This window comes from Pseudomonas sp. ArH3a (genome assembly GCF_022648765.1).
In the GTDB taxonomy this organism is placed as follows: domain Bacteria; phylum Pseudomonadota; class Gammaproteobacteria; order Pseudomonadales; family Pseudomonadaceae; genus Aquipseudomonas.
Window position 1 is genome coordinate 1150557 of record NZ_CP080330.1, and the last position, 21649, is coordinate 1172205.

At 60.1% G+C, this 21649-nt stretch carries 22 protein-coding genes; 15 read left to right on the forward strand and 7 right to left on the reverse strand.

All coding sequences use genetic code 11. The annotated features are described in order from the left end of the window. The first annotated feature begins 18 nt into the window (after positions 1–18). Positions 19–1917, forward strand: coding sequence for a sulfate adenylyltransferase subunit CysN (gene cysN, locus K0P33_RS05065; protein ID WP_094948922.1), 1899 nt, complete (start codon positions 19–21; stop codon positions 1915–1917). Between the two features lie 234 nt (positions 1918–2151). Here cysN and K0P33_RS05070 read toward each other — a convergent pair whose 3' ends face one another. The 3 genes from K0P33_RS05070 to K0P33_RS05080 all read right to left on the reverse strand — a co-directional run bounded on the left by K0P33_RS05070 (position 2152) and on the right by K0P33_RS05080 (position 5551). Further along, positions 2152–3051 (reverse strand): acyltransferase, encoded by a 900-nt coding sequence (locus K0P33_RS05070; protein ID WP_094948923.1) that lies wholly within the window; start codon positions 3049–3051, stop codon positions 2152–2154. Then, on the reverse strand, positions 3052–5151 hold the full coding sequence (gene pta / locus K0P33_RS05075; RefSeq protein WP_094948924.1) for a phosphate acetyltransferase: 2100 nt from the start codon (positions 5149–5151) through the stop codon (positions 3052–3054). Between the two features lie 79 nt (positions 5152–5230). Continuing rightward, the gene (locus K0P33_RS05080; RefSeq protein WP_347341850.1) at positions 5231–5551 is read right to left on the reverse strand and encodes a DUF3565 domain-containing protein; all 321 of its coding nucleotides are present in this window, start codon (positions 5549–5551) and stop codon (positions 5231–5233) included. On the opposite strand from K0P33_RS05080, the gene K0P33_RS05085 reads away from it, so the two are divergent. Beyond that, positions 5520–6005, forward strand: a complete 486-nt coding sequence (locus K0P33_RS05085; RefSeq protein WP_094948925.1) for a peptidylprolyl isomerase — start codon at positions 5520–5522, stop codon at positions 6003–6005. The genes K0P33_RS05080 and K0P33_RS05085 overlap by 32 nt on opposite strands. 207 nt (positions 6006–6212) lie before the next feature. Here K0P33_RS05085 and rpsT read toward each other — a convergent pair whose 3' ends face one another. Further along, positions 6213–6491 carry a 30S ribosomal protein S20 gene (gene rpsT / locus K0P33_RS05090; protein ID WP_003171647.1) on the reverse strand — a complete coding sequence of 93 codons (279 nt, stop codon included), beginning with the start codon at positions 6489–6491 and terminating at the stop codon, positions 6213–6215. A 253-nt stretch (positions 6492–6744) separates the two neighbouring features. On the opposite strand from rpsT, the gene murJ reads away from it, so the two are divergent. From murJ to ispH, 6 genes are all read left to right on the forward strand, one after another. Continuing rightward, positions 6745–8283, forward strand: coding sequence for a murein biosynthesis integral membrane protein MurJ (murJ, locus tag K0P33_RS05095; protein WP_242154289.1), 1539 nt, complete (start codon positions 6745–6747; stop codon positions 8281–8283). A gap of 119 nt (positions 8284–8402) precedes the next feature. Next, positions 8403–9341 (forward strand): bifunctional riboflavin kinase/FAD synthetase, encoded by a 939-nt coding sequence (gene ribF / locus K0P33_RS05100; protein ID WP_094948927.1) that lies wholly within the window; start codon positions 8403–8405, stop codon positions 9339–9341. Between the two features lie 14 nt (positions 9342–9355). Next, on the forward strand, positions 9356–12187 hold the full coding sequence (ileS, locus tag K0P33_RS05105) for an isoleucine--tRNA ligase (RefSeq protein WP_094948928.1): 2832 nt from the start codon (positions 9356–9358) through the stop codon (positions 12185–12187). Beyond that, complete coding sequence (gene lspA / locus K0P33_RS05110; protein ID WP_094948929.1) at positions 12180–12689, forward strand: signal peptidase II; 510 nt, start codon at positions 12180–12182, stop codon at positions 12687–12689. The genes ileS and lspA overlap by 8 nt, the downstream gene beginning before the upstream one ends. 7 nt (positions 12690–12696) lie before the next feature. Then, complete coding sequence (gene fkpB / locus K0P33_RS05115; RefSeq protein ID WP_176462883.1) at positions 12697–13134, forward strand: FKBP-type peptidyl-prolyl cis-trans isomerase; 438 nt, start codon at positions 12697–12699, stop codon at positions 13132–13134. Between the two features lie 193 nt (positions 13135–13327). After that, positions 13328–14275, forward strand: a complete 948-nt coding sequence (ispH, locus tag K0P33_RS05120) for a 4-hydroxy-3-methylbut-2-enyl diphosphate reductase (RefSeq protein WP_083360219.1) — start codon at positions 13328–13330, stop codon at positions 14273–14275. Here ispH and K0P33_RS05125 read toward each other — a convergent pair. After that, positions 14229–14810 (reverse strand): GspH/FimT family pseudopilin, encoded by a 582-nt coding sequence (locus tag K0P33_RS05125; RefSeq protein WP_242154291.1) that lies wholly within the window; start codon positions 14808–14810, stop codon positions 14229–14231. The two genes, ispH and K0P33_RS05125, sit on opposite strands and share 47 nt — an antisense overlap. A gap of 206 nt (positions 14811–15016) precedes the next feature. Here K0P33_RS05125 and pilV point away from each other — a divergent pair, with 206 nt between their 5' ends. The 5 genes from pilV to thiO all read left to right on the forward strand — a co-directional run bounded on the left by pilV (position 15017) and on the right by thiO (position 18329). Further along, positions 15017–15502, forward strand: a complete 486-nt coding sequence (gene pilV / locus K0P33_RS05130) for a type IV pilus modification protein PilV (protein ID WP_094948932.1) — start codon at positions 15017–15019, stop codon at positions 15500–15502. Further along, complete coding sequence (locus K0P33_RS05135; RefSeq protein WP_242154300.1) at positions 15499–16206, forward strand: prepilin-type N-terminal cleavage/methylation domain-containing protein; 708 nt, start codon at positions 15499–15501, stop codon at positions 16204–16206. The genes pilV and K0P33_RS05135 overlap by 4 nt, the downstream gene beginning before the upstream one ends. A gap of 46 nt (positions 16207–16252) precedes the next feature. After that, positions 16253–16744: a PilX N-terminal domain-containing pilus assembly protein gene (locus K0P33_RS05140; protein WP_094948934.1), complete on the forward strand. Its 492-nt coding sequence runs from the start codon at positions 16253–16255 to the stop codon at positions 16742–16744. A gap of 11 nt (positions 16745–16755) precedes the next feature. Continuing rightward, the gene (locus K0P33_RS05145; protein ID WP_242155994.1) at positions 16756–17157 is read left to right on the forward strand and encodes a type IV pilin protein; all 402 of its coding nucleotides are present in this window, start codon (positions 16756–16758) and stop codon (positions 17155–17157) included. Positions 17158–17219: 62 nt separating this feature from the next. Beyond that, positions 17220–18329: a glycine oxidase ThiO gene (gene thiO, locus K0P33_RS05150; protein WP_242154302.1), complete on the forward strand. Its 1110-nt coding sequence runs from the start codon at positions 17220–17222 to the stop codon at positions 18327–18329. On the opposite strand, the gene K0P33_RS05155 is transcribed toward thiO, so the two are convergent. Continuing rightward, positions 18316–18549: a PP0621 family protein gene (locus K0P33_RS05155; protein ID WP_094948937.1), complete on the reverse strand. Its 234-nt coding sequence runs from the start codon at positions 18547–18549 to the stop codon at positions 18316–18318. The two genes, thiO and K0P33_RS05155, sit on opposite strands and share 14 nt — an antisense overlap. Before the next feature lie 125 nt (positions 18550–18674). After that, entirely contained in the window at positions 18675–19700 is a 1026-nt protein-coding gene (locus K0P33_RS05160) for an outer membrane protein assembly factor BamD (RefSeq protein WP_094948938.1), read from the reverse strand. 149 nt (positions 19701–19849) lie between these two features. Between K0P33_RS05160 and rluD the strand changes: the two genes are divergently transcribed. Together rluD and pgeF are read left to right on the forward strand one after the other, a co-directional pair. Further along, positions 19850–20812, forward strand: a complete 963-nt coding sequence (gene rluD / locus K0P33_RS05165; RefSeq protein WP_005784662.1) for a 23S rRNA pseudouridine(1911/1915/1917) synthase RluD — start codon at positions 19850–19852, stop codon at positions 20810–20812. After that, positions 20809–21534 carry a peptidoglycan editing factor PgeF gene (gene pgeF / locus K0P33_RS05170; RefSeq protein ID WP_242154305.1) on the forward strand — a complete coding sequence of 242 codons (726 nt, stop codon included), beginning with the start codon at positions 20809–20811 and terminating at the stop codon, positions 21532–21534. Before rluD ends, pgeF begins: the two co-directional genes overlap by 4 nt. The last annotated feature ends 115 nt before the right edge of the window (positions 21535–21649 follow it).

A 21649-nucleotide genomic window follows, 5' to 3' on the forward strand; every position in this document is an offset into this window, starting at 1 on the left:
GCTTGGAGCTTGAATGCAATGAGCCATCAATCTGATTTGATCAGCGAGGACATCCTCGCCTACCTGGGCCAGCACGAGCGCAAGGAAATGTTGCGCTTCCTGACCTGCGGCAACGTCGACGACGGCAAGAGCACCCTGATCGGGCGCCTGCTGCACGACTCCAAGATGATCTACGAAGATCACTTGGAAGCCATCACCCGCGATTCGAAGAAATCCGGCACCACTGGCGACGATATCGACCTGGCCTTGCTGGTCGACGGCCTTCAGGCCGAGCGTGAGCAGGGCATCACCATCGATGTCGCCTACCGCTACTTCTCCACCGCCAAACGCAAATTCATCATCGCCGACACCCCCGGCCATGAGCAGTACACGCGCAACATGGCCACCGGTGCATCCACCTGTGACCTGGCGATTATCCTGATCGATGCCCGCTACGGCGTGCAGACCCAGACCCGTCGCCACAGCTATATCGCCTCGTTGCTGGGCATCAAGCACATCGTGATCGCCGTCAACAAGATGGACATCAATGGCTTTGACCAAAGCATCTTCGAGTCGATCAAGGCCGATTACCTGAAGTTCGCCGACGGTATTGCTTTCAAGCCAAGCACCATGGCCTTCGTGCCGATGTCGGCGCTCAAGGGCGACAACGTGGTGAACAAGAGCGAGCATTCGCCTTGGTACACCGGCCAGTCGCTGATGGAGATTCTCGAAACTGTCGAGATCGCCAACGACCGCAACTACACCGACCTGCGTTTCCCGGTGCAGTACGTCAACCGTCCGAACCTGAACTTCCGTGGTTTCGCCGGCACGTTAGCCAGCGGCATCGTGCACAAGGGCGACGAGGTTGTAGTGCTGCCGTCGGGCAAGAGCAGCCGCGTCAAATCCATCGTCACCTTCGAAGGTGAGCTGGAGCACGCCGGCCCAGGCCAGGCCGTGACCCTGACCATGGAAGACGAGATCGACATCTCCCGTGGCGACCTGCTGGTGCATGCCGACAACGTGCCGCAAGTGACTGACGCCTTCGACGCCATGTTGGTGTGGATGGCCGAAGAGCCGATGCTGCCGGGCAAGAAATACGACATCAAGCGCGCGACCAGCTACGTGCCGGGTTCCATCACCAGCATCGTGCACCGCGTGGACGTGAACACCCTGGCCGAAGGCCCGGCGAGTTCGCTGCAGTTGAACGAGATCGGCCGGGTCAAGGTCAGCCTCGACGCCGCCATCGCGCTGGACGGTTACGACAGCAACCGCACCACCGGTGCGTTTATCGTCATCGACCGTTTGACCAATGGCACTGTGGCCGCAGGCATGATCATCGCGCCGCCGGTCAATCATGGCGGTTCTGCGCAACACGGCAGTCTCGCTCATGTCGCCACCGAAGAACGCGCCCTGCGCTTCGGCCAGCAGCCGGCCACCGTGTTGTTTAGCGGCCTGTCGGGCGCGGGCAAAAGTACCTTGGCCTACGCGGTTGAGCGCAAGCTGTTCGACATGGGCCGTGCGGTGTTCGTACTGGACGGCCAGAACCTGCGTCATGACCTGAACAAAGGCTTGCCGCAGGACCGTGCCGGGCGTACTGAAAACTGGCGTCGTGCCGCTCACGTCGCGCGCCAGTTCAACGAAGCAGGCCTGCTGACCCTGGCCGCCTTCGTTGCCCCGGATGCCGAAGGCCGCGAACAGGCCAAGGCGCTGATTGGCGCCGATCGCCTGCTGACGGTTTACGTCCAGGCCTCGCCACTGGTGTGCGCCGAGCGTGATCCGCAAGGCCTGTACGCCGCTGGTGGGGATAACATCCCGGGCGAATCCTTCCCGTACGACGTGCCGTTGAATGCCGATCTGGTGATCGACACCCAGGCCCTGTCGCTGGAAGACAGCGTCAAGCAAGTGCTGGAACTGTTGCGTCAGCGCGGCGCGATCTAAACCTCGCCGCCACAAAAAAGCCCGCCACCGAGCACTCGGTGGCGGGCTGATCGTTCCCACGCTCTGCGTGGGAATGCATCCTGTGACGCTCTGCGTCACAACTTCAAATGTTGACTCGGTCAATGTCGGAGCTGGCTTGCCTGCGATGGCGGACGGTCAGTTTATTTTTACTTTGCTGACCCACCGCTATCGCAGGCAAGCCAGCGCCCACATTAAATTGCATCCACATGTTGATCAGTGGCGGTCTGGGAAATCTGTGTGCAGTTTGGCGAGCAGTTGGTCTTTGTCTTCCCACAGCTGGTTAATCCACCCCTGAAACGCCAACCGATACTCGCCATCCTGCTCATAATTCTTGCCGATAAACCCGGCTGGAATCTGCACCTCTTCAAAGTGCACCACCACATCCTTCACATTCCCACACAGCAAATCCCAATACCCTGGGCGCCCGCCAGGGTAGTGAATGGTCACGTTGACCAATGACTTCAGCTGCTCACCCATGGCATCCAGCACAAACGCAATCCCACCCGCCTTAGGCTTGAGCAAATAGCGAAACGGCGACTTCTGCTGGGCATGCTTGCCTGGCGTAAAGCGTGTGCCTTCGGCAAAGTTGAAAATGCCCACCGGGTTGTCACGAAACTTCGCACAGGTCTTGCGGGTGGTTTCCAGGTCTTTGCCTTTCTTCTCCGGGTGCTTCTCCAGGTAGGCCTTGGTGTAGCGCTTCATGAACGGAAAGCCCAACGCCCACCACGCCAGGCCTATCACCGGCACCCAGATCAGTTCCTGCTTGAGGAAGAACTTCAGCGGGCGAATCCGGCGATTGAGCACGTATTGCAACACCATGATGTCGACCCAGCTCTGATGGTTGCTGGTCACCAGGTAGGAGTGCTCATAGTCCAGCCCTTCAAGGCCGGTCAGGTGCCAGCGCGTGCGCCGTACCAGGTTCATCCAGCCCTTATTGTTGGTCACCCAAGCTTCGTGGGTGTGGTTCATCAGCCATTCGCTGAAGCGCTTGGCAAACGGCAGCGCCTTGAACAGCGCGACGATAAACAGAAACGAGCACAGCAGGATCGTGTTCAGCGCCAACAATAAGGACGCGATCACCCCGCGCACGGCGGCAGGTAGAAAATCCAGCATTTAGATATCCATAGGTCGGTTGGCGGCTTGAATCGCAGTGAGTGCGATGGTGTACACGATGTCATCCACTTGGGCACCGCGCGGCAGATCGTTTACCGGTTTGCGCAGGCCTTGCAGCATTGGCCCCAGGCTTACGCAATCGGCGCTGCGTTGCACGGCCTTGTGCGTGGTGTTGCCGGTGTTCAGGTCCGGGAACACAAACACCGTGGCTTTGCCGGCGACCAGGCTGTTGGGCGCCAACTGCCGGGCCACGGTTTCGTTGGCGGCGGCGTCGTACTGCAACGGCCCGTCGATCAGCAGCGAGCTTTGTTGTTCGTGGGCGAGCAGGGTGGCTTCACGGACTTTTTCGACTTCCTCACCGCTGGCCGAATCGCCGCTGGAGTAGCTGATCATCGCCACGCGCGGGGTGATGCCGAACGCGGCCGCCGAGTCGGCACTTTGCAGGGCGATTTCCGCCAGTTCTGCGGCGCTTGGGTGCGGGTTCATCACGCAGTCGCCGTAGACCAGCACCTGCTCCGGGAACAGCATGAAGAACACCGATGAGACCAACGTGCAGCCGGGCGCGGTTTTAATCAGCTGCAGGGCAGGGCGGATGGTGTTGGCGGTGGAGTGGATAACCCCGGAAACCAGGCCGTCCACTTCATCCAGTGCGAGCATCATGGTGGCGATCACCACTGTGTCTTCCAGTTGCTGCTCGGCCATCGGCGCGTTGAGGCTCTTGCTCTTGCGCAGCGCGACCATCGGTTCTACATAACGCTGGCGAATCAGGTCAGGGTCGAGAATCTCCAGGCCTTCAGGCAACTCAATGCCGTGGGCGCGGGCGACCGCTTCCACATCCGCAGGTTTAGCCAGCAGCACGCAACGTGCAATGCCGCGTGCCTGACAGATGGCGGCGGCTTGCACGGTCAGTGGCTCGCTGCCTTCGGGCAACACGATGCGCTTGTTGGCGGCTTGGGCGCGCTGGATTAACTGGTAGCGGAACACGGCCGGCGACAGGCGCATCTCCCGTGGCGTGCCGCAGCGTTGGTGCAGCCAGCGCGCATCGAGGTGGCTGGCGACGAAATCGGTGATGATTTCTGCGCGCTCGCGGTCATCAATCGGGATTTCTTTGTTGAGGCTGTTGAGTTGGTTCGCCGTATCGTAGGAGCCCGTGCTCACCGACAGCACCGGCAGCCCGGCCTGGAACGCACCACGGCACAAATCCATAATGCGAGGGTCGGGCAGTGTGTCGCTGGTCAGCAGCAGCCCAGCCAGCGGCACGCCGTTGATCGCGGCCAGGCTGACGGCGAGGATGATGTCATCGCGGTCGCCCGGGGTTACCACCAGCACGCCGGGCTTGAGCAATTCCACGGTGTTACGCATGGTGCGCGCGCAGATGATGATTTTGGTCATGCGCCGGCTTTCATAGTCGCCGGCGTTGAGGATCTGCGCGCCCATCAGGTCGGCCACGTCGCGGGTGCGCGGTGCGTTGAGTTCGGGCTGGTAGGGGATGCAGCCGAGCAGGCGGAATTCACCGCTGCGCAACAGCGGCGAATGCTCTTTGAGGCGCGCCGAGAACGCTTCCATGCTTTCGTCGGTGCGCACTTTGTTGAGGATCACGCCCAGCACTTTCGGGTCTTTCGGGCCGCCGAACAGCTGGGCCTGCAATTCCACGCGGCCGGAGAGCTCGGTGAGCACTTCGTTTTCCGGCGCCGACACCAGGATTACTTCCGCGTCGAGGCTCTTGGCCAAGTGCAGGTTGACCCGTGCCGCATAGCTGGCGCTGCGGGTCGGCACCATGCCTTCGACAATCAGCACGTCCTTGCCCACAGCGGCTTGCTGATACAGGGTGATGATTTCTTCGAGCAGCTCGTCGAGCTGGCCGTCGCCGAGCATGCGCTCCACGTGGGCCAGGCCCAGCGGTTGCGGCGGTTTCAGGCCGTGGGTGCGGGCCACCAGCTCGGTGGAGCGCTCGGGGCCGGTGTCGCCAGGGTGTGGCTGGGCAATCGGTTTGAAAAAGCCGACTTTCAGCCCGGCCCGTTCAAGGGTACGCACCAGCCCAAGGCTGATGGAGGTCAGACCCACACCAAAATCGGTGGGCGCGATAAAAAAAGTCTGCATGCGAATTCTCTGGAGGTGCATGGCTTCGGTGGCGCTCTATGGTTGAGCGCCTACCGGGAATCAGGCACCAAGGTTATCGTTATTCGTGCTCTTGCGCACACCAGCCGCACGCAAAGGGTTGGCCTATTTTTTCAACGCGTTGCGCGGGGTCGAGTACCCAGGCGCGGGACTGCCAGGGCGGCAGATGGCGCAGGTGTTGGGTGTGGCAGCAGGACAGCTCGGCAACCCAATGCTGGTCGTCATCCTGGCGAAAGCCGATGATGAAGGATGCCGTTGATCGACCCCGTCTGTCCGGGTTGTGTTCGCTTTCGGGCAAATCCTTGTTTAGACTTGTCCGTTCTTCATTCTTATGCAAAAGGTCTCGCCCCATGACGATCGCCGCTAACAAGGCTGTCTCCATCGACTATACCCTGACCAACGACGCTGGTGAGGTCATCGACAGCTCCGCCGGCGGCGCGCCGCTGGTCTACCTGCAAGGCGCAGGTAACATCATCCCGGGCCTGGAAAAGGCTCTGGAAGGCAAGAACGTCGGTGACGAACTGACCGTCGCCGTAGAACCTGAAGAGGCTTACGGCGAATATTCCGCCGAACTGGTTAGCACCTTGAGCCGCAGCATGTTCGAAGGCGTTGACGAACTGGAAGTGGGCATGCAGTTTCACGCTTCCGCGCCGGACGGCCAAATGCAGATCGTCACCATCCGCGACCTGGACGGCGACGACGTGACTGTCGACGGTAACCACCCACTGGCTGGCCAGCGTCTGAACTTCCAAGTGAAGATCGTTGCGATCCGCGACGCCTCCCAAGAAGAAGTTGCTCACGGCCACGTTCACGGTGAAGGCGGTCACCAGCACTGATTGATGGTTTAATCAGCTGCTAGCAAAAACGCCCCGACTGGTTCGGGGCGTTTTTTTTGTTTGAAAATATCTATCTCACACCCCGCTCCCACATTTTGAACTGCGCGCGCCGTCTATATAAGGCACAAACAAAAATGCCCCGGACCTTTCGGTACGGGGCATTTCTTAACTGTTACGTAACCTAGGCTACGCGGCAGTTATTACCACTTAGGCTGCTGCAGCGACGTTCAGAGCCTTGATGTGGCCATTCAGGCGGCTCTTATGACGAGCGGCCTTGTTCTTGTGGATGATGCCTTTATCGGCCATACGGTCGATAACTGGCACGGCCAGAACGTAAGCAGCTTGGGCTTTTTCAGCGTCTTTGGTGTCGATGGCTTTAACTACATTCTTGATGTAGGTACGAACCATGGATCGCAGGCTGGCGTTGTGGCTGCGACGCTTCTCAGCCTGTTTTGCACGTTTTTTGGCGGAAGGTGTGTTGGCCACCGTCGAGCTCCTCGAAAGACTTTTTAGGAAATAGCAAACAAAATAGGCCGCGAATCATGCCGATGACTTGATGGGTTGTCAAGGGCGGCTGATGCGAACTGCTGAGTGGTCGATCTGAAGAGGCGGGTGATTTATTTCCGGCGCTTGACCTGTAAACTCGCGAGCTTTGGCTCTGTGCTGTTGCAGGCGCGCAGTATCGCATAAGTGGGCGCTTAGTTCGCCTGCTCTTTATCTATAGGCGCAAACTCTTTCAATGAATCTGCTCAAGTCGTTGGCTGCCGTCAGCTCTATCACGATGATTTCCCGGGTATTAGGGTTCGTGCGTGACACCCTGCTGGCGCGTATTTTTGGCGCCAGCATGGCCACGGATGCGTTCTTTATTGCCTTTAAACTGCCCAACCTGCTGCGGCGGATCTTCGCCGAGGGGGCTTTTTCCCAAGCTTTCGTGCCGATCCTGGCCGAATACAAGACCCAGCAGGGCGAAGAGGCGACCCGCACTTTTATTGCGTACGTTTCGGGCCTGCTGACCCTGGTGCTGATGCTGGTGACCATCGCCGGCATGCTCGCCGCGCCCTGGGTGATCTGGGCCACGGCGCCAGGTTTTGCCAACACCCCGGAAAAATTCGCGCTGACCACTGATCTGTTGCGGGTGACCTTTCCTTATATATTGCTGATTTCCCTGTCGTCCCTGGCCGGGGCGATCCTCAACACCTGGAACCGCTTTTCGGTGCCGGCCTTCGTGCCGACCTTGCTGAACGTCAGCATGATTATTTTTGCGCTGTTCCTCACGCCGTACTTCGACCCGCCGGTGATGGCCCTGGGCTGGGCCGTGCTGGCCGGCGGCCTGGCGCAGTTGCTCTACCAGCTGCCGCACCTTAAAAGGATCGGCATGCTCGTGCTGCCGCGCCTGAACCTCAAAGACACCGGCGTATGGCGCGTGATGCGCAACATGCTGCCGGCGATCCTCGGGGTTTCCGTCAGTCAGATCTCCCTGATCATCAACACCGCGTTCGCCTCGTTGTTGGTCTCAGGCTCCGTGTCGTGGATGTATTACGCCGATCGCCTGATGGAGTTACCGTCCGGTGTGCTCGGCGTGGCCTTGGGCACGATTTTGCTGCCGACCCTGGCGCGCACCTATGCCAGCAAGGACCGCCAGGAGTACTCGCGCATCCTCGATTGGGGCTTGCGCCTGTGCTTTATGCTGGTGCTGCCGTGCTCCCTGGCGCTGGGGATCCTGGCCGAGCCGCTGACCGTCGCGTTGTTCCAATACGGCCAATTCGACGCACATGATGCATTGATGACTCAGCACGCGCTGGTGGCTTATTCCGTCGGCCTGCTCGGCATTATTGTGATCAAGGTGCTGGCTCCGGGCTTCTACGCCCAGCAAAACATCCGCACGCCGGTCAAAATCGCGATTTTCACCCTGATCGTCACGCAACTGCTCAACCTGGTGTTTATCGGCCCGCTGGCCCATGCCGGCTTGGCCCTGGCCATCAGCGTCGGTGCCTGCATCAATGCCGGCCTGCTGTTTTATCAACTGCGCAAGCAGCAGATGTTCCAACCGCAGCCAGGCTGGGGCATGTTTGCGCTCAAGCTGGTGGTGGCGGTGGCAGCCATGTCGGCGGTATTGCTTGGCCTGATGCACTTTATGCCGGCCTGGGACCAAGGCCATATGCTGGAGCGCTTCCTGCGCCTGGGTGTATTGGTGGTCGCCGGTGTGGTGGTGTACTTCGGGATGTTGCTGCTGCAGGGTTTTCGCCTGCGGGATTTCAATCGCAAGTCGCTGAGCTAGAGACTTTCCGGCGATAAAACGGTTGTTTTATCGATTCGATCCATTTGGCCTGCGCTGTTGCCTGTCGTCCGGGGCTGGGTGTGGTTATAATCGACCACTTTATGAGCAAGAAGCGCGTTATGCAGCTGGTTCGAGGTCTCCACAACCTGCGCCCCGAGCATCGGGGCTGCGTCGCCACTATTGGCAACTTTGACGGTGTTCACCGTGGCCACCAGGCTATCCTGGGCCGGCTGCGTGAACGTGCGGTCGAGTTGGGCGTGCCCAGCTGCGTGGTGATTTTTGAGCCACAGCCACGGGAATTCTTCACCCCGGAAACGGCGCCGGCACGTCTGGCCCGCTTGCGCGACAAGTTGCAGTTGCTGGCCGAAGAGGGCGTGGACCGTGTGCTTTGCCTGGCTTTCAACCAGCGCTTGCAAAGCCTCAGCGCCGCCGAGTTCGTCGACCGTATCCTGGTGGACGGCCTGGGCGTGCAGCACCTGGAAGTCGGCGACGACTTCCGCTTCGGTTGCGACCGCGTCGGCGATTTCGATTTCCTGCAGCACGCTGGTGTGATTCAAGGTTTTACCGTCGAAGCCGCGCAAACCGTCGAACTGGACGGCCTGCGCGTGAGCAGTACCCAGGTGCGTAACGCCCTGGCCGCTGCCGACTTCGCCTTGGCTGAGCGTTTGCTCGGTCGCCCGTTCCGCATTGCCGGGCGGGTACTGCACGGCCAGAAGCTGGCGCGCCAACTGGGCACGCCAACCGCCAACGTGCAACTCAAGCGCCGTCGTGTACCGCTCACCGGGGTTTATCTGGTGAGTGTCGACATCGACGGCCAATCGTGGCCGGGAGTCGCCAACATAGGCGTCAGGCCCACGGTTGCAGGTGATGGCAAGGCCCACCTGGAAGTTCACCTTTTGGATTTTGCCGGTGATTTGTATGACCGGCGTTTGACGGTGGTTTTCCACCAGAAGCTGCGTGAAGAGCAGCGTTTCGCCTCACTTGAGGCGTTGAAAACGGCGATCAATGCGGATGTCGCCGCCGCCCGTGCACTAGCCGCACCTAGCGCCCATCGCTAACCGAAGAGCCTTAAATGACCGACTATAAAGCCACGCTAAACCTTCCGGACACCGCCTTCCCAATGAAGGCCGGCCTGCCACAGCGCGAACCGCAGATCCTGCAGCGCTGGGACAGTATTGGCCTGTACGGAAAGTTGCGCGAAATTGGCAAGGATCGTCCGAAATTCGTCCTGCACGACGGCCCTCCTTATGCCAACGGCACGATTCACATCGGTCATGCGCTGAACAAAATTCTCAAGGACATGATCTTGCGCTCCAAAACCCTTTCGGGTTTTGACGCACCTTATGTCCCGGGCTGGGACTGCCACGGCCTGCCGATCGAACACAAAGTCGAAGTGACCTACGGCAAGAACCTGGGCGCGGATAAAACCCGCGAACTGTGCCGTGCCTACGCCACCGAGCAAATCGAAGGGCAGAAGTCCGAATTCATCCGCCTGGGCGTATTGGGCGAGTGGGACAACCCGTACAAGACCATGAACTTCAAGAACGAGGCCGGGGAAATCCGCGCCTTGGCCGAAATCGTCAAGGGCGGTTTCGTGTTCAAGGGCCTCAAGCCCGTGAACTGGTGCTTTGACTGCGGTTCGGCCCTGGCCGAAGCGGAAGTCGAGTACGAAGAGAAGAAGTCCTCGACTATCGACGTGGCCTTCCCGATCGCCGACGACGCCAAGCTGGCCGGGGCTTTTGGCCTGGCGAGCCTGAGCAAGCCGGCTGCCATCGTGATCTGGACCACCACCCCGTGGACCATCCCGGCCAACCAAGCGCTTAACGTGCACCCGGAATTCACCTACGCCCTGGTGGACGTCGGTGATCGCCTGCTAGTGCTGGCCGAGGAAATGGTGGAGGCCTGCCTGGCTCGCTACGAGCTGCAAGGTTCGGTGATCGCCACCACTACCGGCACCGCGCTGGAACTGATCAACTTCCGTCACCCGTTCTATGACCGTCTGTCGCCGGTGTACCTGGCTGACTACGTTGAGCTGGGTTCGGGTACTGGCGTGGTTCACTGCTCGCCCGCCTATGGCGTGGACGACTTTGTGATCTGCAAGAAGTACGGCATGGTCAACGATGACATCATCAACCCGGTGCAAAGCAACGGCGTTTATGCGCCTTCGCTGGAGTTCTTCGGCGGCCAGTTCATTTTCAAGGCCGACCAGCCGATCATCGACAAGCTGCGTGAAGTCGGTGCGCTGATGCAAACCGAAACCATCAAGCACAGCTACATGCACTGCTGGCGTCACAAGAGCCCGCTGATCTACCGCGCCACCGCGCAGTGGTTCATCGGCATGGACAAAGAGCCGGTCAGCGGTGACACCCTGCGTGTGCGCTCGCTGAAAGCCATCGAAGACACCCAATTCGTACCGGCCTGGGGCCAGGCGCGCCTGCACTCGATGATCGCTAACCGTCCGGACTGGTGTATCTCCCGTCAGCGTAACTGGGGCGTGCCGATCCCGTTCTTCCTGAATAAGGAAAGCGGCGAACTGCACCCACGCACCGTCGAACTGATGGAAGCAGTGGCCCTGCGCGTTGAACAGGAAGGCATCGAAGCCTGGTTCAAACTGGACGCCGCCGAACTGCTGGGCGACGAAGCGCCGCTGTACGACAAGATCAGCGACACCCTCGATGTGTGGTTCGACTCCGGCACCACTCACTGGCACGTGCTGCGCGGTTCGCACCCGATGGGCCACGAGACCGGCCCGCGTGCCGACCTGTACCTGGAAGGCTCGGACCAACACCGTGGCTGGTTCCACTCGTCGTTGCTGACCGGTTGCGCCATCGACAACCACGCGCCGTACCGCGAACTGCTGACCCACGGCTTCACCGTCGACGAGACGGGCCGCAAGATGTCCAAGTCGCTGAAGAACGTGATCGAGCCGAAAAAGATCAACGACACCTTGGGCGCCGACATTATGCGTCTGTGGGTGGCCTCGACCGATTACTCGGGCGAAATCGCCGTGTCGGACCAGATCCTGGCCCGTAGCGCCGATGCCTACCGCCGTATCCGCAATACCGCACGCTTCATGCTGTCGAACCTGACCGGTTTCAATCCAGCCACCGACATCCTGCCAGCCGAGGAAATGCTCGCCTTGGACCGTTGGGCCGTGGACCGTACCCTGTTGCTGCAGCGTGAGTTGCAGGAGCACTACGGCGAATACCGCTTCTGGAACGTGTATTCCAAGATCCACAACTTCTGCGTGCAGGAGCTGGGTGGTTTCTACCTCGACATCATCAAGGATCGCCAGTACACCACCGGCGCCAACAGCAAGGCGCGCCGTTCGGCGCAGACCGCGCTGTATCACATCTCTGAAGCGCTGGTGCGTTGGATCGCGCCGATCCTGGCCTTCACCGCCGATGAGCTGTGGGAATACCTGCCGGGCGAGCGTAACGAATCGGTGATGCTCAACACCTGGTACGAAGGCTTGACCGAACTGCCGGCAGACTTCGAACTGGGCCGCGAGTACTGGGAAGGCGTGATGGCCGTCAAGGTTGCGGTGAACAAGGAGCTGGAAGTGCAGCGCGCGGCCAAGGCTGTTGGCGGCAACTTGCAGGCCGAAGTCACCCTGTTTGCCGAGGAAGGCCTGACCGCCGACCTGGCCAAACTGAGCAACGAACTGCGCTTCGTGTTGATCACCTCGACCGCCAGCCTTGCACCGTTTGCCCAGGCGCCAGCGGACGCCGTGGCTACCGAAGTGCCTGGTCTCAAGCTTCAAGTGGTCAAGTCGGCCTTCCCTAAGTGCGCGCGTTGCTGGCACTGCCGTGAAGACGTTGGCATGAACCCTGAGCATCCGGAAATCTGCGGTCGTTGCGTCGACAACATCAGCGGTGCCGGCGAGGTTCGCCATTATGCCTAAAGCCAGCCGTTTCGGACGTCTGGGCTGGCTCGTACTGAGCGTGCTGGTGCTGGTTATCGACCAGCTCAGCAAGGCTCATTTCGAAGGCGCCTTACAGATGTACCAGCAGATCGTGGTCATTCCTGACTACTTCAGCTGGACCTTGGCCTACAACACCGGCGCCGCCTTCAGCTTCCTCGCTGATGGCGGTGGCTGGCAGCGATGGCTGTTCGCCGTGATCGCCGTGGTGGTCAGTGCGGTGTTGGTAGTCTGGCTCAAACGCTTGGGCCGCGATGACACCTGGCTGGCTATCGCCTTGGCCCTGGTGCTGGGCGGCGCGCTGGGCAACCTGTACGACCGCATTGCCTTGGGCCATGTGATCGACTTTATCCTGGTGCATTGGCAGAACCGCTGGTATTTCCCGGCGTTCAACTTTGCCGACAGCGCCATCACCGTCGGTGCAATTATGCTGGCGTTGGACATGTTCAAAAGTAAGAAAACCGGAGAGACCGTCAATGACTGATCAGGTATTGGCTGAGCAACGCATCGGCCAGAACACGGAAGTCACTTTGCATTTTGCACTGCGCCTGGAGAATGGCGACACGGTCGACAGTACGTTCGACAAAGCACCGGCGACCTTCAAGGTCGGCGATGGCAACCTGCTGCCGGGTTTTGAAGCGGCCCTGTTCGGTTTCAAGGCCGGCGACAAGCGTACCCTGCAGATCCAGCCGGAAAACGCCTTTGGCCAGCCCAACCCGCAAAACGTGCAGATCATCCCGCGTTCGCAGTTCCAAGACATGGACCTGTCGGAAGGCTTGCTGGTGATCTTCAACGATGCGGCGAATACCGAGCTGCCCGGTGTGGTGAAAACCTTTGATGACGCGCAAGTGACCATCGACTTCAATCACCCGCTGGCCGGTAAAACCTTGACGTTTGACGTTGAAATCTTCGACGTTAAAGCGCTCTAACTGACGAAACATAGCAAGTGTGGGAGCGGGCTTGCTCGCGAATGCTGAGGCACATTCAGTAAATATGTTGGCTGACACACCGCTTTCGCGAGCAAGCCCGCTCCCACATTTGATTCGTGTTGTTAAATAGAGACCAGCCGCGCCTGCGGTTGCAATGATCCAATTTCTTGCCCTGCAAGACACGAGGCACAGCATGCAAATCAAACTCGCCAACCCCCGTGGCTTTTGCGCCGGTGTGGACCGGGCGATCGAAATCGTCAATCGCGCCTTGGAAGTCTTCGGGCCGCCGATTTACGTGCGCCATGAAGTTGTCCACAACAAATTCGTGGTTGAAGACCTGCGCGCACGCGGTGCCATTTTTGTCGAAGAACTCGACCAGGTGCCGGACGACGTTATCGTCATCTTCAGCGCCCACGGCGTTTCCCAGGCCGTGCGTACCGAAGCTGCCGGCCGTGGCCTGAAAGTATTCGACGCCACCTGCCCACTGGTGACCAAGGTGCACATCGAAGTCGCACGTTACAGTCGCGACGGCCGTGAATGCATCCTGATCGGCCACGCCGGCCACCCGGAAGTCGAAGGCACCATGGGCCAATACGACGCCAGCAATGGCGGCGCCATCTACCTGGTGGAAGACGAAAAAGACGTCGCCAACTTGCAGGTGCAAAACCCCGAGCGGTTGGCCTTTGTCACGCAGACCACGTTGTCGATGGACGACACCAGCCGTGTGATCGATGCCCTGCGCACGCGCTTCCCAGCCATCGGCGGCCCGCGCAAAGATGACATCTGCTACGCCACGCAAAACCGTCAAGACGCGGTCAAGCAACTGGCCGATGAATGCGATGTAGTGCTGGTGGTCGGCAGCCCTAATAGCTCCAACTCCAACCGTTTGCGCGAGTTGGCTGAGCGCATGGCCACACCGGCGTACCTGATCGACGGCGCCGAAGACATGCAGCGCAGCTGGTTCGACGGTGTTGAGCGTATCGGCATTACGGCCGGCGCTTCGGCTCCGGAAGTCTTGGTGCGTGGTGTGATCCAGCAACTGCAGGCCTGGGGCGCCACCGGTGCCGATGAATTGGCCGGTCGTGAAGAGAACATCACGTTCTCCATGCCCAAGGAACTGCGGGTTCGCTCGCTGCTGTGAGTGCAAAGGTGCCGGAATCATTCCGGCACAACGCCTGCTCGGTGGCCTCACTGCGCAGGCTGATGCGTCCACTGGGGGCGAGCACCACCTGAAACAGGCTTTGCGCCTTGTCCGCGTCGCACACATGCACGGTGCCCGCGCGGAAACCTCCCGCTGAAAATATCGGCTCGCCCAACCCGCTGAAGCGCACTTGGCTTTTCACCGGCCCATTGCCCACGATCGGTATTCGCCCGCTGTCCTGTCGCTCCAGCAGTACCGGGTTGTCGTCGTCCAGGTTGCCGCGCCCGCTCTCGTCCAGTATCACCCGCCATCCCTGGCTCCAGTCCTCATTCCGCGCATAAATGACCACCGCACGATTGCGTGCAATGGCCTCGGTGCGTGCGTAGCGCAGCCCGCCGGCCAAGGCCTGCGCAGCAGTTTGTCGCTGCTGCGATTCAAGTAAACCTTTAAAACCGGGTATTGCCAGGTTCGCCAAGATGCCACTCAGAACCACGCTGAGCAGCAGTTCGATCAGGGTGAATCCGTGTTGTCTCATGTGCCGTCCCTCCGTGGACGTGGTCAGTGTTGCCGGTGACAGGCATAGGTATAGCCTCTCGGTCCTGGTGGTGGATGATGGCCTTTATGTCCAAAGTATTTCCCTTTATTCCGGAAGCAGCACGAGTCAAAAACCGGCGCTAGTCTTGGGCCGCACAGCAGGGTTTTCCTGCTTTTTTTCGGCCTTCGACAGGGATGACGACGGTAATGCTTGCTTACCCGAACACACACGCTGCCTGTGTTTTACCCAGGCTCCAATCCGGCATGACGTTGATCGAGGTGCTGGTGGCGGTACTGATTCTCGCGGTTGGCCTGCTGGGTGCGGCGGTGATTCAGCTCAATGCGCTCAAGTACACCGACGGTGCAAGGATGATCAGCCAGGCCAGTTTCATTGCCTACGACATGCTGGACCGGGTTCGCGCCAACTCGGGTGTCAATTACTCATGGGGCCGAACTGAAGGTGCACCGCCCATTACCTCCAGCGCCAGCGTGCGTGACGTGGACCTGCATGATTTCGAAGCCAATATCGTCGGGTTCGCTGGGGCCAGCGCCAAAGGTTCCGTGGTGGTCAGCGGCAGCGAGGTAACCGTCAGCATTACCTGGGATGACGCCAGAAGCGCGAACACCGGTGGAGCGCGAGAAACCTTCACCCTCACCAGTCGCATTGCCGGCGAGTTGGGGGTGACGCAATGAGTCGCCTTTCGCGGGGCTTCAGCCTGGTGGAGCTGTTGCTGGCGCTGGCAGTCGGGCTGGTGCTGATACTCGGTGTCAGCCAAGTAGCCATCAGTGCCCGGATTACCCACGCCAGTCAGCAGGCCGCCATGCTGCTGCAGGATGATGCGCGCTTTGTGCTAGGCAAGATGATTCAGGATATTCGCCAGGCGGGCATGTTTGGCTGCTTGGCGACGGCCTACATCGATAACGCGCCAGCGGTCTTTGATCGACCGGTTGGGTGGAGTGCCACAGGCAGCTCCAAGTCATTGACGGTGGTCACCGCCGATGCAGCAAGTGAGGGTGGCAAGCCTGACTGGACGGTACTCTCCGACTGCACCAGCGCCGCCCAAGCCTATGCGGGCAGCTCGCCGCCGCCAGCACCCGGCCAAATTCGGTTTGCGATACGCCAGCTCACCTACACCTTTGAAGCAGGGCAATTGAAGGTCAGCACGCCCGCAACGCCCGCCAGGACGGTGCTGGTCGATAACGTACAGGCGCTCGACATCAGTTTTGGTGTAGCGGCCAAACCCGGTTCGACTCAGGTCGTACGCTATGACCCCAGCCCGGCTGACGAGTCGCTGATACGTAGCGTACGCATACAGATGACGCTGCAAGACCCGGCCGGGCGTGCTCAGGATCAGGCCTACAGTGTCGTGGCGGCGCTGCGTAATCGGTTGGGGTAGGGCGACCATGCAGAGCTATCACTGCTTTTATCGGCGACAGACGGGCATGGTCCTGCTAATTAGTCTGGTGTTTTTGTTGGTGTTGTCACTGATCGGCCTGGCCTCGATGCAAGGGGCCGTGTCCCAGCAAAAGATCGCCAGCGGCGTCTGGCATCGCAACCAATCATTTCAAAGTGCCGAAAGCGGCTTGCGGCTTGGGGAGTCGATTGTCCGGCGCGTAGGGGTGGTGCTGCCGTTGTGCAAGTCGATCAGTACCTGCGCACCGCCGGGGGAGTCGTTTTCGGTAATGGGCGTTGGGGCGAATCCTGTTTCAGCGGTCAGCTGGTTTGCCTTGACTGGCGGCTTGTATGGCATTCAATCGCTGGGGCAGAGCATAGGGCTGGCGGGTTTACCGCCGCAAACGGCTGCAGCGTTGTACCGCGTGACGGCGGTTGGGCTCAGTGGCCAATCGCGCACGGTCTTGGAAACGGTGTATGCCCAGGTGAACGAAGAGGCAGGCCCGCGATTTCGTCGGGTTTTATGGCGACAACTTCAATGAGGTACGTATCAATGGGCAAGGATTGCCAAGGTTTTACCCTGATCGAGTTACTGATCGCTGTAGCGATCATCGCGGTTTTGGCCGGGATTGCTTACCCCGGATACACCGGCCATGTAAAAAAAGCCTATCGCGCAGAAATCGTCGCGTTGTTGTCCGAGCAAGTGCACTACCTGGAGCGTTTTTACACGCGCAACGGCACTTTTATTGATGCAAGCGGCGTCAGTGCGGGCAATGATCGCTATAGAATCAGCGCTGCATTAAACCCCCAGGAATTTCGCCTGGTGGCAACGCCTGTTGTCGACTCGGTCATGGTGGGCGACCCTTGCGGTGCCTTTAGCCTGACCAGCTCAGGTGTGCGCAGCAACCCGGGCGCGGCACCTGAAATGTCGCGCAAGGCGTGCTGGGGGCAATGATGAGAGTGCTGGATGATTGGGCGCCGTGTGCGCTTTTCCCTTTTTATCGGCTGGATCAAATGATGGCTAAGCAACAGCAAGTGGTGATTGTCGGTGGTGGAGTAATCGGGTTGTTGACGGCATACAACCTGGCCACCCAAGGGCAGGCCGTCGTGCTGCTGGAGCGTTCGGGCCTCGGTCAGGAGTCTTCTTGGGCGGGAGGCGGAATTGTTTCGCCACTGTATCCGTGGCGCTACAGCCCGGCGGTCACTGCTCTGGCCCACTGGTCGCAGGATTTTTACCCGCAACTGGCGCAGCGATTGTTCGCCGCCACCGGTATTGATCCAGAGGTTCATACCACAGGCTTGTACTGGCTGGACCTGGATGATGAGGCCGAGGCACTGGCTTGGGCTGCACGCGAAGGCCGACCACTGAGCAAAGTTGATGTGTCGGCCGCCCATGATGCGGTGCCGGTGCTGGGCGGGGGGTATTCCCAGGCGATCTACATGGCGGACGTGGCCAATGTGCGCAACCCGCGACTGGTCAAATCCCTCAAGTCGGCGTTGTTGGCGCTGCCCGGCGTGACCATCCATGAGCAGTGCGAAGTGGCTGGGTTTGTTCTTGAGGGTGAAGACGTAGTGGGTGTGAACACGGCTGCGGGGCAGGTTCTTGGCGATCAGGTCGTACTGGCTGCCGGTGCCTGGAGCGGGGAGTTGCTGGGCACGTTGGGTTTGTCACTGCCCGTAGAACCGGTCAAAGGCCAAATGATTTTGTACAAATGCGCGTCGGATTTCTTATCGAGCATGGTGTTGGCCAAAGGTCGCTATGCGATCCCGCGGCGGGATGGGCACATTCTGATCGGCAGCACGCTGGAGCATGAAGGGTTCGACAAGACCCCGACCGAATCGGCGCTGGAAAGCCTCAAAGCGTCAGCTGTGGAGTTGATTCCCGCGTTGGCGGACGCCGAGGTTGCGGGCCACTGGGCCGGTTTGCGGCCCGGTTCGCCGGAAGGTATTCCTTATATCGGCGAGGTCCCTGGCGTGAAAGGGCTGTGGCTCAATTGCGGGCATTACCGCAATGGTCTGGTGCTCGCCCCGGCATCCTGCCAGTTGTTTGTCGACTTGTTGCTGGGGCGTACACCGATCATCGACCCGGCGCCCTATGCGCCCGCCGGTCGGATCAACGCTGGATAGACTTCGGCCCTTGCTCCAGGTGCGCCTGGGTGCAATACCACTCTTGGCGTGAGCTCAGTGCGCGATTCTGCGGCAGGTGTACGCCGCAGTGGGCGCAGCGCACCATCAAGGCGGCGTCGGGCTCGCTGGCGCGTTGCTGTTTGGCGGCTGGGCTTTTGAATTTGCGCCAGAACCATACTGCGGCAGCAATGACGGCAATCCAGAACAGTAGACGGAGCATGATGGGCAGTTTCTCGACAGGGAATGTGCCAGTTTAGCCAAGGTGGTGGCAGGCGCACAGCGCAATAATGCTCGGCAATAAAAAAGGAGCCTCGAAAGGCTCCTTCTTGATGACGCCGGGTGCAATCAGTCAAACACGCCGAACGTCATGTAGCTGAACCACGAGCGATCTTCGTTGTTGCCAAGGGCCTGTGGCTCTTGCTCTTCGATCACGTCACCGTTTTCGTCATGCGGCTTGAGCTCCGAAGGAATCGATTCCTTGGCATCCTGGAACTGCTTCATCACGTCCTGGTTGGCGCGGGTTTCGCCCGGCGGCAGCGGTGGACGGGATTCGATCAGGCCCAAGGTGTACTTGCTCAGCCACGAACGGTTGTCCGCTTCAGCAACCTGAGGCACGAACTGGCCGTCCTTCAGGCTTGGGTGATCCGGGTAGTTGAGTTTCAGGGTTTCCAGGCTGGTGGTCGCCAGGGCGTCCAGGTGCAGGCGCTGGTAAGCCTCGGTCATCACTGCCAGGCCGTCACCCACGGATGGGGTTTCCTGAAAGTTTTCCACTACATAGCGGCCACGGTTGGCGGCAGCGACGTACGCCTGACGGGTCAGGTAGTAGTGGGCCACGTGAATCTCGTAGGACGCCAGCAGGTTGCGCAGGTAGATCATGCGCTGCTTGGCGTCCGGCGCGTAGCGGCTGTTAGGGTAGCGGCTGGTCAGCTGGGCGAACTCGTTGTAGGAGTCGCGGGCAGCGCCCGGGTCACGCTTGGTCATGTCCAGCGGCAGGAAGCGCGCCAGCAAGCCAACGTCCTGGTCGAACGAGGTCAGGCCCTTCAAGTAGTAGGCGTAGTCCACGTTCGGGTGCTGCGGGTGCAACCGGATAAAACGCTCGGCGGCAGACTTGGCAGCCTCAGGCTCGGCGTTCTTGTAGTTGGCGTAGATCAGCTCGAGCTGTGCCTGGTCGGCGTAGCGCCCGAACGGATAGCGCGACTCCAGGGCCTTCAGCTTCGCTGTGGCGCTGGTGTAGCTATTATTGTCCAAGTCTTTTTGAGCTTGTTGGTACAGCTCGACTTCGCTCAGGTTTTCGTCGACGACTTCCTTTGTTGACGAGCAAGCAGCAGTCATGGCGAGGATGGCGATCAGCAGCAGGTGTTTCACTTGCATGGCGGCTTGCGTCCCTATGACGGCCGCTGTCTTGGGCGGGGCCGTCCTGTTATGATGAGCGCCCCGTTGAAAGCCTCGGGGCAAAAGACGCCGTATTTAACCACAAGCGCGCAGCCGAAACCAAAGGCTGTGCCACGCCTAGTCTGAGCATGTCCGATAAAATTGAACTTCGCGCAGAGGTGCCGTCCGAATTGGGCGGCCAACGCCTCGATCAAGTCGCCGCACAATTATTCGCTGAGCACTCGCGCTCGCGCCTTTCCGCCTGGATCAAAGACGGCCGCCTGACTGTGGATGGAGCGGTTATCCGCCCGCGAGACATAGTTCATGGTGGTGCGATTCTTGAGCTGACTGCCGAGCAGGAAGCCCAGGGAGAATGGGTCGCCCAGGACATCGAGCTGGATATCGTCTATGAAGACGACGACATCCTGGTCATCAATAAACCCGCAGGCCTGGTGGTTCACCCGGCGGCCGGGCACGCTGATGGCACCTTGCTCAATGCCCTGTTGCACCACGTGCCGGACATCATCAATGTCCCGCGCTGCGGCATCGTGCACCGCCTGGACAAGGACACCACCGGCTTGATGGTGGTGGCCAAGACTATCCAGGCCCAGACGCAGTTGGTCACACAATTGCAGAGCCGTAGCGTCAGCCGCATCTACGAATGCATCGTGATCGGCGTGGTGGTAGCGGGTGGCAAGATCAACGCCCCTATCGGCCGACACGGCCAGCAGCGCCAGCGTATGGCGGTCATGGAGGGCGGCAAACAGGCCGTCAGCCACTACCGTGTACTCGAGCGTTTCCGGTCCCACACTCACGTGCGGGTCAAGCTGGAAACCGGTCGTACGCACCAGATTCGCGTGCACATGGCGCACATTAACTTCCCGTTGGTCGGAGATCCGGCCTACGGCGGTCGCTTCCGTATTCCGCCGGCGGCGAGTCAGACCATGGTTGAATCGCTGAAGTCCTTCCCGCGCCAGGCACTGCATGCCCGGTTCTTGGAACTGGACCATCCGACGAGCGGTAAGCGGATGAGCTGGGAATCGCCTCTTCCGGACGATCTGGTCTGGTTGTTGTCGCTGCTCAAGCAGGATCGTGAGGCGTTTATCGGATGAGTGACTGGCTGATTCCTGACTGGCCCGCGCCGGCCGGGGTGAAAGCCTGCGTTACCACCCGAGCGGGCGGCGTCAGTCTGGCGCCGTTCGACAGCCTTAACCTGGGCGATCATGTCGAAGACAGCCTTGAGGCCGTCCTTGAGAATCGCCGTCGTCTGACCGATGCCTTTGATATTCAGCCTGCGTGGCTGCGCCAAGTCCACGGGACAACCGTGGTCGAGGCTGACCCGTCGCGCATCGCCGAAGCCGATGGCAGTTGGACCAGCACGCCTGGGATTGCCTGCACAGCAATGACCGCCGATTGCCTGCCCGCGTTGTTCTGCAACCGTGCCGGCACTCGCGTGGCGGCCGCCCATGCCGGTTGGCGAGGGCTGGCAGCAGGCGTATTGGAAGCAGCCTTTGAAAGCTTGAACACCGAACCCGGCGAAGTGTTGGTCTGGCTGGGCCCGGCAATCGGGCCGCAAGCTTTTGAAGTTGGCCCGGAAGTGTGTGAAGCCTTCATGGAGCAACTGCCGATTACCGCCGAAGCTTTCGTTCCAAGCCACAACCCCGGTAAGTACTTGGCCGACATCTACCAGTTGGCACGCCTGCGCCTGGCCGCGCGCGGTGTCACCGCTATATATGGTGGCGGTTTCTGCACCGTGACCGATCCGCGCTTCTTTTCTTACCGCCGCAGCCCTCGCACCGGTCGGTTTGCCTCCCTAATCTGGCTTGACCGCTAGACTCTCTTGATCTGGGTCAACCCTGGTCCATATCGACCATTGATCGCTTGAATCTTCCAGAATCCACCCCATCTATAGGGGTATCTGGCAGGTTTCTTCATTCAGGATGTGTTTA